10 protein-coding genes are annotated in these 11,332 nt (G+C 57.7%); 7 read left to right on the forward strand and 3 right to left on the reverse strand.

The features are described 5' to 3' along the window. Positions 1–99: 99 nt before the first annotated feature. From EJA71_RS05165 to EJA71_RS05185, 5 genes are all read left to right on the forward strand, one after another. Positions 100–906, forward strand: a complete 807-nt coding sequence (locus EJA71_RS05165) for an alkaline phosphatase family protein (protein ID WP_158954893.1) — start codon at positions 100–102, stop codon at positions 904–906. Between the two features lie 5 nt (positions 907–911). Next, positions 912–1,748: an ABC transporter permease subunit gene (locus tag EJA71_RS05170; protein WP_178113658.1), complete on the forward strand. Its 837-nt coding sequence runs from the start codon at positions 912–914 to the stop codon at positions 1,746–1,748. Beyond that, complete coding sequence (locus EJA71_RS05175; protein WP_158954897.1) at positions 1,735–2,535, forward strand: ABC transporter permease; 801 nt, start codon at positions 1,735–1,737, stop codon at positions 2,533–2,535. The genes EJA71_RS05170 and EJA71_RS05175 overlap by 14 nt, the downstream gene beginning before the upstream one ends. Beyond that, positions 2,532–3,521 (forward strand): ABC transporter ATP-binding protein, encoded by a 990-nt coding sequence (locus EJA71_RS05180; protein ID WP_158954899.1) that lies wholly within the window; start codon positions 2,532–2,534, stop codon positions 3,519–3,521. The genes EJA71_RS05175 and EJA71_RS05180 overlap by 4 nt, the downstream gene beginning before the upstream one ends. 111 nt (positions 3,522–3,632) lie before the next feature. Continuing rightward, a complete protein-coding gene (locus EJA71_RS05185) occupies positions 3,633–4,286 on the forward strand; it encodes an HAD family phosphatase (protein ID WP_158954901.1) in 654 nt (217 codons plus the stop codon). A gap of 96 nt (positions 4,287–4,382) precedes the next feature. Here the strand turns inward: EJA71_RS05185 and EJA71_RS05190 are convergent, their stop codons facing one another. After that, a complete protein-coding gene (locus EJA71_RS05190; protein WP_158954903.1) occupies positions 4,383–5,345 on the reverse strand; it encodes a zinc-binding dehydrogenase in 963 nt (320 codons plus the stop codon). Between the two features lie 138 nt (positions 5,346–5,483). On the opposite strand from EJA71_RS05190, the gene EJA71_RS05195 reads away from it, so the two are divergent. Both EJA71_RS05195 and EJA71_RS05200 read left to right on the forward strand, forming a co-directional pair. Beyond that, positions 5,484–7,568, forward strand: a complete 2,085-nt coding sequence (locus tag EJA71_RS05195; protein ID WP_178113656.1) for a carboxy terminal-processing peptidase — start codon at positions 5,484–5,486, stop codon at positions 7,566–7,568. A 133-nt stretch (positions 7,569–7,701) separates the two neighbouring features. After that, on the forward strand, positions 7,702–9,492 hold the full coding sequence (locus EJA71_RS05200; protein WP_158954907.1) for a bifunctional diguanylate cyclase/phosphodiesterase: 1,791 nt from the start codon (positions 7,702–7,704) through the stop codon (positions 9,490–9,492). 12 nt (positions 9,493–9,504) lie between these two features. On the opposite strand, the gene EJA71_RS05205 is transcribed toward EJA71_RS05200, so the two are convergent. Continuing rightward, positions 9,505–9,921 (reverse strand): hypothetical protein, encoded by a 417-nt coding sequence (locus EJA71_RS05205; protein WP_256671476.1) that lies wholly within the window; start codon positions 9,919–9,921, stop codon positions 9,505–9,507. Then, on the reverse strand, positions 9,921–11,332 hold a 1,412-nt coding region (locus tag EJA71_RS05210; RefSeq protein ID WP_178113657.1), incomplete at its 5' end, for an RHS repeat domain-containing protein. The genes EJA71_RS05210 and EJA71_RS05205, both read right to left, overlap by 1 nt.

An 11,332-nucleotide genomic window follows, 5' to 3' on the forward strand; every position in this document is an offset into this window, starting at 1 on the left:
CTTTTGATCTTGCCCTTTAAAAGCAACATCAAAAGATCGCAGCCTGCGGCAGCTCCTACAGGGGTTGGTTCCAGTTTTGTTTTCGGAGTTTTTGCCCCTATGAAGCACAACGTCATCCTTGTCGTGCTCGATGGCCTCAACTACGAGGTCGCGCGTCACGCCATGGGGCATCTGCAGGCTTATGTTGGCGCAGGACGCGCCGCGCTCTACCAGTTGGAGTGCGAGTTGCCGGCCCTGTCCCGACCGCTTTATGAATGCATCCTCACTGGCGTGCCGCCGATCGATAGCGGCATCGTCCACAACAACGTCTCGCGCCTGTCCAATCAACGCAGCATTTATCACTATGCCCGAGAGGCCGGTCTGAAAACCGCTGCAGCGGCGTATCACTGGGTCAGCGAGCTCTACAACCGCTCGCCCTTCGTCGCCGCCCGCGACCGCCACACCGACAATCTGTCGCTGCCGATCCAGCACGGCCATTTTTACTGGAACGATCACTACCCGGATTCGCACCTGTTCGCCGACGCCGAAAACCTGCGCCTGCGCCACGATCCGAACTTCCTGCTGATCCACCCGATGAACATCGACGACGCCGGGCACAAACACGGCCTCGACTCTTCGCAATACCGTAACAGCGCGCGTTCGGCGGACATCATCCTCGCTGACTATTTGCAGAACTGGCTCGACGCTGGCTACCAAGTGCTGGTGACCGCCGACCACGGCATGAACAACGACCGCTCGCACAACGGCTTGCTGCCGGAAGAGCGCCAAGTGCCGCTGTTCGTCCTCGGCGAGGCGTTCAGCCTCAGCGCTGATGCCGCGCCGAAACAGACGGAAATCTGCGGCACCGTTTGCGAACTGCTCGGCGTACCCCACGACAAACCTGTGTGCCGGGAGCTGCTCAAGTGAACTCAATGATTCGCGGCAAATGGCTGGCGGCGCTATGCCTGGTGCCCTTCGCGCTGTTCTTCATCGTCTTCGAAATCGCCCCGCTGGTCTGGGTGATGATCAACAGCCTGCAATCGGAAGAGTTCGGTTGGGGTTTCGCCAACTTCAGCAAGATCTTCAGCTCGAAGTTCTATTTGCAGGCGATCCAATACAGTCTCGAGATCAGCTTCTGGTCGAGTGTGTTCGGCATCATCATCGCCGTCCTCGGCGCGTATTCCCTGCGCCGGGTCGACTCCAAACTGCGCAACTTCGTCAACGCCTTCGCCAACATGACCAGCAACTTTGCCGGCGTGCCTTTGGCGTTCGCGTTCATCATCCTGCTCGGCTTCAACGGCAGCATCACCCTCATGCTGAAGCAGTCGGGGATCATTCAGGACTTCAACCTGTATTCGAAAACCGGGCTGATCATCCTCTACACCTACTTCCAGATTCCCCTCGGCGTGCTGCTGCTTTATCCGGCCTTCGACGCCTTGCGTGAAGACTGGCGCGAGTCCGCCGCGCTGCTTGGCGCCAACGGCTGGCAGTTCTGGCGGCACATCGGTTTGCCAGTGCTGACGCCAGCGCTGCTCGGTACGTTTGTGATCCTGTTGGCCAACGCCCTCGGTGCTTACGCCACGGTTTATGCGTTGACCACTGGCAACTTCAACGTCCTGCCGATCCGGATTGCGGCGATGGTCTCCGGCGATATTTCCCTCGACCCCAATCTGGCCAGCGCACTGGCCGTGGTGCTGGTGGCGCTGATGACCATCGTCACTGTCGTGCATCAACTGCTGTTGAAGAGGAGCTACCATGTCTCGCGCTGAATCCGGCCCGGCCGGCCTCTACCACCGCGTCGTGGTCTACCTGCTGTTCGCCATCCTCTTGCTGCCGCTGGTTGGCACGCTGATCTACTCAATCGCCAGCAGCTGGTCGGCAACCATTCTCCCGAGTGGTTTCACCTTCAAATGGTACCTCCAGTTGTGGAGCGATCCGCGCTTCCTGCACGCCTTCGGCCAGTCATTGATCGTGTGCGTCGGCGCACTGGTACTATCGGTGGTGTTGATTCTGCCGCTGCTGTTTGTGGTGCATTACCACTTCCCGAAGCTCGATGCGCTGATGAACATCTTGATCCTGCTGCCCTTCGCGGTGCCGCCGGTGGTGTCTTCGGTGGGTCTGTTGCAGCTCTACGGTTCCGGGCCGATGGCGATGGTCGGCACGCCGTGGATCCTGATCGGTTGTTACTTCACCGTGGCGCTGCCGTTCATGTACCGGGCGATCACCAACAACCTGCAAGCGATCAACCTGCGTGACCTGATGGACGCCGCGCAACTGCTCGGCGCCAGCACCTTTCAAGCAGCGGTTCTGGTGGTGCTGCCGAACCTGCGCAAAGGCCTGATGGTCGCGTTGCTGCTGTCGTTCTCGTTCCTGTTCGGTGAGTTCGTATTCGCCAACATCCTCGTCGGTACACGCTACGAAACCCTGCAGGTTTATCTGAACAACATGCGCAACAGCAGCGGCCACTTCACCAGTGCCCTGGTTATTTCGTACTTCTTTTTCGTGCTGGTCCTGACCTGGATCGCCAACATCTTGAACAAGGACAAAAGCGAATGAGCTATGTCAGCGTCCAACACCTGCAGAAAAGCTACGCCGGCACCACCGTGTTCAGCGACATCGACTGTGAAATCAACAAGGGCGAATTCGTCACCCTGCTGGGTCCGTCCGGTTGCGGCAAGTCCACCCTGCTGCGCTGCATCGCCGGCCTGACGCCAGTGGATGGCGGCAAGATCCTCCTCGATGGCGTCGACATCGTGCCGTTAAGCCCGCAGAAGCGCGGGATCGGCATGGTGTTCCAGAGCTATGCATTGTTTCCCAACATGACCGTCGAACAGAACGTCGCCTTCGGTTTGCGCATGCAAAAGGTTAACGCCGACGACAGTCATAAACGCGTTTCGGAAGTGTTGAAACTGGTTGAACTGAACGACTTTGCCAGCCGCTATCCGCATCAATTGTCGGGTGGCCAATGTCAGCGCGTCGCCCTCGCCCGCTCACTGGTCACGCGTCCTCGTTTGCTGTTGCTGGATGAGCCGCTGTCGGCGCTCGATGCGCGGATTCGTAAACACCTGCGTGAACAGATCCGCCAGATTCAACGCGAGCTCGGCCTGACCACGATTTTTGTCACCCACGATCAGGAAGAAGCGCTGACCATGTCTGACCGGATTTTCCTCATGAATCAGGGAAAAATCGTACAGAGCGGCGACGCCGAAACCCTGTACACCGCGCCAATCGATGTGTTCGCCGCCGGCTTCATCGGCAACTACAACCTGCTCGACGCCGAAGCCGCGTCGAAACTGTTGCAGCGCCCGATCAACCACCGCATCGCCATTCGCCCGGAAGCCATCGAACTGAGCCTCAACGGCGAACTCGACGCGCAGATCCGCAGCCACAGTCTGCTCGGCAACGTGATCCGCTATCGCATCGAAGCCCGCGGGGTGGAACTGGTGGTGGACGTGCTCAACCGCTCGGCCGCCGATCTGCATCCCGACGGTCAGCGTCTGGCGCTTTCCATCGATCCGACGGCCCTGTGTGAGGTAGCTTAAAAGCAGCTGCAAGCTTCGAGCTACAAGCTTCAAGTTGTAGACTGCGGCGAAACTGATTTCAATTCTTGCAGCTCGACGCTTGTAGCTCGCAGCTGTTCTCGGAGAGAACCGATGGCTTTGGCAATTTTTGATCTGGACGAAACGTTGATCCACGGCGACTGCGCCACCCTCTGGAGCGAACAGATGGGGCGCCTGGGCTGGGTCGATCCCGAGTCGTTCATGCGCAAGAACAACGAGCTGATGGACGCCTACAGCCATGGCAAATTGCGCATGGAAGACTACATGGACTTCAGCCTGGAGCCGCTGATCGGGCGCACGCCTGAGGAAGTCGAGCACTTGGTCGGACCGTGGGTTGAAGACTTCATCGAACCCATCATCTTCAGCGACGCAACCAAAACCATAGCCGCTCACCGCAAGGCCGGCGACCGGATTCTGGTGATCTCGGCGTCGGGCACGCACTTGGTCAAACCGATTGCCGATCGCTTGGGTATCGATGAAATTCTGGGGATTGAACTGGAAGTCGCCCATGGCGTGTACAGCGGCCACACCGTCGGCACCCTGACTTACCGCGAAGGCAAGATCATCCGATTGCTGGAATGGCTGGATGCTGAGGAAGAGAATCTGGAAGGCGCGAGCTTCTATTCAGATTCTCGCAATGATTTGCCGTTGCTGCTGAAGGTGGATTTTCCGCATGTGGTGAATCCGGATCCGGTGTTGCTTGAGCATGCTGAAAAAGCCGGCTGGCCAATCCATCTCTGGAAATAAAAGCAAAAGATCGCAGCCTTCGACAGCTCCTACATTTGAAATGCAATCCCCTGTAGGAGCTGCCGAAGGCTGCGATCTTTTGACCTTGCTCTGATCTCAGCTCAGACTTTCGTCAATCACCAACACCAGTTTCCCCGTCACCGTATTACTCGCCAGCTCCGCAAACGCCGCTTCAGCATCCTTCACCGCAAACGCCTTGGCCAACTGTGGACGCAACCGACCTTCGGCAAACAGCGGCCACACGTGCTGGCCCAGATCACTCAACAGATCCGCCTTGAATTGATCGTCACGGCTGCGCAATGTCGAACCGAGCAACTGCACGCGCTTGCCTAACACCTGTGCCAAATCCAGTTTCGCCTCGCGGCCACCCATCAGCCCGATCAGCACCCAACGCCCGTCCAGCGCGATCAGTTTCAGATTCAGCGCCGAATAATTACCGCCGACCGGATCGAGGATCACATCGAACGGTCCGAAGTCGCGCAGGCTTTCCAGATCGTCGGTGCGAACCACCCCGCCCTGTGCGCCCAGAGCCTCGCAGTACGCCAAACGCTCGGCTGAACCGACGCTGACCCAGCAAGGATTGCCAAACGCCTTGCACAACTGAATGGCGGCTGAACCGATTCCACTTGCCCCGGCGTGCAAGAGAACTTTCTCACCCGGTTTGAGCGCCGCAAGTTGAAACACATTCAACCAGACTGTTGCGTAAACCTCAGGCAATGCCGCCGCCTCGATCAGCGAAACGCCTTCGGGCACCGGCAGTACATGCCGCCCGTCGACCACCACCTCTTCGGCCATGCCGCCCCCGGCCAGCAAGGCGCAAACCCGATCGCCGACCTGCCACGAACTGCCCGCACCGACCTCACTGATGACCCCGGAGCACTCAAGACCGAGCACTTGGCTGGCCCCTGGCGGTGGCGGATAAAGCCCCGCTTTCTGTAATAAATCGGCGCGATTGAGGCCGGCTGCCGCCACTCGGATGCGGACTTGTCCTACATCACACGTAGGACTCGGCTCTTCAACCCATGCCACTTGACCTTCAACGCCTTGCAATGCCTTCACAGTGCCTCCATAGTGAGTCTGGACTGAGCCCGAAGCTGTAGCGCCGGGCTTTTTGCATTATGCGACCGGCTCTCGTAGAACCGGCGACTTCAAAGACGGCCTAATATGCGTTATCAATTGTCCCCGCGTCGAATCAGCATGAAGCATTTGCTCCCCAGCACCGCCCTCGCTCTTTTCATCGGTATCGGCCTCATGCCGGTGTCGGGCAATACATTCGCAGCCAACAGCTGGGACAAATTGCAGCCTGATCGCGATGAAGTCATCGCCAGTCTGAACGTCGTCGAGTTGCTCAAGCGCCACCACTACAGCAAGCCGCCGCTCGACGATGCGCGCTCGGTGATCATCTACGACAGCTACATCAAGCTGCTGGATCCGTCGCGCAGCTATTTCATGGCCAGCGACATCGCCGAATTCGACAAGTGGAAGACCCAGTTCGACGACTTCCTCAAAAGCGGCGACCTCAACGCCGGGTTCACCATCTACAAGCGCTACCTGGACCGCGTCAAGGCGCGTCTGGACTTCGCCCTTGCCGAGCTGAACAAAGGCGTCGACAAGATGGACTTCAACACCAAGGAAACCTTGCTGATCGATCGCAAGGACGCCCCTTGGCTGAAATCCACCGCAGAGCTTGATGATCTGTGGCGCAAACGCGTCAAGGACGAAGTCCTGCGCCAGAAGATCGCCGGCAAAGAACCGAAGCAGATTCAGGAAACCCTGACCAAGCGCTACAAGAACCAGTTGGCGCGCCTGGATCAGACCCGTCCGGAAGACATCTTCCAGGCGTACATCAACACCTTCGCCATGTCCTACGATCCGCATACCAACTATCTGTCGCCGGATAACGCGGAAAACTTCGACATCAACATGAGCCTGTCCCTCGAGGGCATCGGTGCCGTGTTGCAGAGCGACAACGACCAGGTGAAAGTCGTGCGTCTGGTGCCGGCTGGCCCGGCCGACAAGACCAAACAAGTCGCCCCGGCCGACAAGATAATCGGCGTTGCCCAAGGCAACAAAGAAATGGTCGACGTGGTCGGCTGGCGTCTGGACGAAGTGGTCAAGCTGATTCGCGGCCCGAAAGGCACCGTGGTGCGCCTGGAAGTGATTCCGGCGAGCAATGCGCCGAACGACCAGACCACCAAGATTGTGCCGATCACCCGTGAAGCGGTGAAGCTCGAAGATCAGGCCGTGAAGAAGTCCATTCTCAACCTGAAACAGGACGGCAAGGACTACAAGCTCGGCGTCATCGAGATCCCGGCCTTCTACCTCGACTTCAAGGCGTTCCGTGCCGGTGATCCGGACTACAAGAGCACCACTCGCGACGTCAAGAAGCTGCTGACCGAGCTGCAGAAAGACAAAGTCGACGGCGTGGTCATCGACCTGCGCAACAACGGCGGCGGTTCCTTGCAGGAAGCCACCGAGCTGACCAGCCTGTTCATCGACAAGGGCCCGACCGTCCTCGTGCGTAATGCCGATGGCCGCGTTGACGTGCTGGAAGATGAAAACCCGGGCGCGTTCTACAAAGGCCCGATGGCACTGTTGGTCAACCGCTTGTCCGCCTCGGCTTCGGAGATCTTCGCCGGTGCCATGCAGGATTATCACCGCGCGCTGATCATCGGTGGCCAGACCTTCGGTAAAGGCACCGTGCAGACCATTCAGCCGCTGAACCACGGCGAACTGAAACTGACGCTGGCCAAGTTCTACCGGGTTTCCGGTCAGAGCACCCAGCATCAGGGTGTGCTGCCGGACATCGACTACCCGTCGCTGATCGACACCAAGGAAATCGGTGAGAGCGCACTGCCGGAAGCCATGCCGTGGGACACCATCCGCGCGGCAATCAAACCGGCGGCCGATCCGTTCAAACCGTTCCTGGCCCAGCTCAAGTCCGAACATGACACCCGCACCGCCAAGGATGCCGAGTTCGTGTTCATCCGCGACAAGCTGGCCCTGGCGCAGAAACTGATGGAAGAAAAAACCGTCAGCCTCAACGAAGCTGATCGTCGTGCCCAGCACGCCGACATCGACGCCAAACAGCTGACGATGGAAAACATCCGTCGCAAGGCCAAAGGCGAAGAGCCGCTCAAAGAGCTGAAGAAAGAAGACGACGACGCCCTCTCCGCCGCCGAGCCAGACAAGGTCAAACCAGAAGACGATGCCTACCTGAGCGAAACCGGGCGCGTGCTGTTGGATTACCTGAAGCTGAGCAATCAGGTGGCCAAGAAGTAAGTGATGGCAATTTAATGATGACGATCCCCGGATCGTCATCAAACAGTCATCATTCTGTCGTGCAATAAAGGACTGGGAGCCACTCTCTTCAAGGAGAGCGCTCCCAGTCCTTTTTTTATCGCCAGAGATTGCCATGACCACGACCGAACAGCTGAGTGCCTTGAGCTCGATCCTGACTCAAAGCGGATTGCACAGCCTGTTCCAGCCGATCATCAGCCTCTCTGAGCGACGTATTCTCGGCTACGAAGCCCTCACTCGCGGGCCGTCCAACAGCCCTCTTCACTCACCGATTGCGTTGTTCGCTGTGGCGCGACAAGCCAGGCGTTTGAATGAACTGGAGATCGCCTGCCGGCAAAGCGCCTGCCGTCGGTTCAATGAACAGCAACTGCCGGGCAAGCTGTTTCTCAACGTCTCGCCAGAATCCCTGCTCGAAGCCGCCCATCAACCGGGCCGCACGCTGCAACTGCTGCAGGACTTCGGCATTCCACCGAGTCAGGTCGTTATAGAGCTGACTGAACAAACGCCAATCGACGACTTCCAGTTACTGCAAACCGCGCTGCATCACTATCGGGCGATGGGCTTTTCGATTGCGCTGGATGATCTTGGCGCGGGCTATTCGAGCCTGCGCCTGTGGTCGGAGCTGCGTCCAGATTACGTAAAGATTGACCGGCACTTCATCGACGGCATTCATCAGGACGCGTTGAAGCGCGAATTCGTTGGCTCGATCCTGCAAATCGCCAAAGCCTCGCGAGCACAAGTCATTGCCGAAGGCATCGAGTTGCCAGAAGAACTCGCCGTGCTGACGGAAATGGGCGTCGACCTGGTGCAGGGTTATCTGCTCGGTCGTCCGCAAGAACATCCACCGCGCGATGCCCGCGCGTTGATGCCCAAACACGACAGCAGCGCGGTGGCGCTCAACGACGAAGGCAGCGACCTCAGCGCCCTGCTCAACGACCAACCGGCCGTACCTCGCGACACACCAACCGCCACCGTGCTGGAAGCCTTCCGTCGTCAGGCCAACCTCAATTCACTGGCGGTGCTCGACGAGCAAGGCCAGCCCTGTGGCATCGTCCACCGCCATTCATTGTCCGACGCACTGCTCAAACCCTTCGCCACTGACCTGTTCGCACGCAAACCGATCAGCCGTTTGATGAACGACGATTTCCTCGCCGTGGAAATGAGCCAGTCGCTGCAACAAGTCAGCCGCCTGATCACCAGCCGCGCCCGCCAGCGCATCGAAGAAGACTTCATCATCACCCTCAACGGCAGCTACCTCGGCCTCGGCCGGGTAATCGATGTGCTCAAACTGATTACCGAGCTGAAGATCCAGCAGGCTCGCTATGCCAACCCGCTGACCTTATTGCCCGGCAACGTGCCCATCCAGCAATGCCTGACGCGGTTGCTGCAACAAGGCCGCGAGTCGGTCATCTGCTACGTCGACATCGACAGCTTCAAACCCTTCAACGACATCTACGGCTACGGGCGCGGCGACGAAGTCCTACTGTGCCTGGCGCAATGCCTCAACGAACGCGTAGACCCTACCCGCGACTTCGTCGGCCACATTGGCGGTGACGACTTTCTCCTGGTCCTCGGCCCCGAAGACTGGCGCAAGCGACTGAATCAACTGCTCGATGATTTCCAGAGCCAATGCCGACGCTTCTATCGCACTGAACACCTCGACGCCGGCTGCTTCATCGCCCCGAATCGCCAAGGCGTGCGGCAAGAGTTTCCACTGTTGTCGCTGTCCATTGGCGTCGTACATCTACACCCGGAGGCCTGCGCACAACTGGATGCCAGTCAGCTCGCTGAGATGGCATCGCAGGCGAAGCATCATGCGAAGAATATTCCGGGGTATAGCGTGCATGTGATTGATAGTCTTGCCACTGCAGACCTTCATTCATCGCAGCTGATTGGCCAACGTTGACTTAATTTCAGTCTACCAAGCCGACTTATCCTCACTAGCTGCGATCAGCAGATCCTCCTTCCAAACTTCTTTTGCTAGCTTATAGATATCTTGGAAAAAACAGCGTGGACTTTCCAATGAATACCATTCTTCACGCGGCCAACTGTTTGCCTCACACTCATCTATTTCAAATATGATTTGGAAATCGAAGTTTGGATCCTTAAGCACCTCCTCTAGATTTTCAATGAGAGCCTGCTTATGCCTATGCGATAGATAAGGCTGATTTAAGCTAAACTGCCTTATTAGAACACTTCTATCAGCTTGATCATTCGGATCATAAACCCCGAGTTCTACACCCTTGGTTTCTTCTCTGTCATAAACATCAAACACCCCTACAAACCACATTAAATCCGGTTCAAAACGCTCATTTAAAAATGGATCTTTCAGCATCACTTTCCCTCCGCGGGGAAGCCTGTAAAAGGCCTCTGTGTATTTGCCTTGTCGAATTTAACCTCAAACCAATTCATATCCTCATTGAGCCTCGGTTTTTGTGCATCTTTCTTATTGGGTCTATAGCCGCGCCCAGCTCCTGGAAGTTCCAACCTAACTATTGGATTTTTCTTCTGATCCTTCCCTGTATGCCTAATCAATCCGTTTTTATCCTTCGTCATCGCTTTATTCAAGGCCCCCAAATGCATACGCCAACTACGAAACTGAGAGCTTAGATTACCTTTGGCACCTTTCGGAATCTCGCCGGTGTGAGGATCAGCTCCATTGATCGCTCGCTGCTTGAGTGCTGGATCAGAAATTTCCGAACCATGTTTTTTCACCGTGTGCATGTCATAAAGTTTTTCATACTCACTCACACGCCTCTTTGCATTTTCCTCGGCTACTTCATCAATCCTCGTCCGCCGCTCCTGCGCCGTCATTTTCGGTAATGGGGGTTCTCCCTCTTCGACGACCACGCGACCAGCCTCGTACCGCATCGGACGTCGCGGCGCAGACGGCGGACAATTGCAACTCAACCCCAACGGATCCACCCACCCCGTCGGATTCGGCACGTACTGGTATTGATTCAACCCCCCGGCCAACTTCACCGGATCCGGCGTCAGATACCGTCCCAACCTTGGGTCGTAATACCGATGCCGGTTGTAATGCAGCCCACTTTCCGCGTCGAAATACTGCCCCTGAAACCGCAGCGGCTGATTCAGGTATTCGTCAGCAGCGAGGCTCAGCGCGGCGACTTTGCCGTAGGCGTCGTACTGCGCGGACCAGACGATTTCGCCGCTGTAATCGGTCAACTCCAGCGGGGTGCCGAGGTGGTCGAGTTGGTAATAGAACGGGCAGGCTTTTTTCGGGCCTTTGCCGTCGAGCAGCGCTAGTGGGCGGAAGGTGCCGGGTTCGTAGACGTAGCTGCGGTATTCGCTCTGGCTGCTTTCGGCGACGATCTGCTCGCCTTGCCAGAAGAACTCGGTTATCTGGCCGTCGACGGTTTTGCGGATGCGTCGGCCGAAGGCGTCGTACTGGTAACTCGCGGTTTGGCCGTCGGGGCGAGTGAGTCCGATCAGGCGGTGCTGGCAGTCGTAGCGGTATTCGCTAACGAGTTTTTGCGCGGTGCCACGGCGCTCGCGGATCAGGTTGCCGAAGGCGTCGTAGTCGTAATGACGGTCGCCCTGCATCAACAGGCGGTTGCCCTTGATCTGGCTCGGACCGGGGCGATCCTGCATCAGCAGATTGCCGGCCGGGTCGTGGGCGAAGCTTTCCGGCAGTTCGTCGCGCGAGTGGCGCACGCGGATCAGCCGGTCGAGGGCGTCGTAGCCGTAGGTGCGCTGGCCGTGACGGGTGTCGGCGATGTGTTCCA

The sequence above is a fragment of the Pseudomonas sp. PB106 genome (assembly GCF_009764645.1).
Taxonomy (GTDB): Bacteria; Pseudomonadota; Gammaproteobacteria; order Pseudomonadales; family Pseudomonadaceae; genus Aquipseudomonas.

Excerpts from the sequence above, each read along its gene's own strand:
- EJA71_RS05165 (WP_158954893.1), top strand. The coding sequence starts at position 100 with ATGAAGCACAACGTCATCCTTGTCGTGCTCGATGGCCTCAACTACGAG.
- EJA71_RS05170 (WP_178113658.1), top strand. The coding sequence starts at position 912 with ATGATTCGCGGCAAATGGCTGGCGGCGCTATGCCTGGTGCCCTTCGCG.
- EJA71_RS05175 (WP_158954897.1), top strand. The coding sequence starts at position 1,735 with ATGTCTCGCGCTGAATCCGGCCCGGCCGGCCTCTACCACCGCGTCGTG.
- EJA71_RS05180 (WP_158954899.1), top strand. The coding sequence starts at position 2,532 with ATGAGCTATGTCAGCGTCCAACACCTGCAGAAAAGCTACGCCGGCACC.
- EJA71_RS05185 (WP_158954901.1), top strand. The coding sequence starts at position 3,633 with ATGGCTTTGGCAATTTTTGATCTGGACGAAACGTTGATCCACGGCGAC.
- EJA71_RS05195 (WP_178113656.1), top strand. The coding sequence starts at position 5,484 with ATGAAGCATTTGCTCCCCAGCACCGCCCTCGCTCTTTTCATCGGTATC.
- EJA71_RS05200 (WP_158954907.1), top strand. The coding sequence starts at position 7,702 with ATGACCACGACCGAACAGCTGAGTGCCTTGAGCTCGATCCTGACTCAA.
- EJA71_RS05205 (WP_256671476.1), bottom strand. The coding sequence starts at position 9,921 with ATGCTGAAAGATCCATTTTTAAATGAGCGTTTTGAACCGGATTTAATG.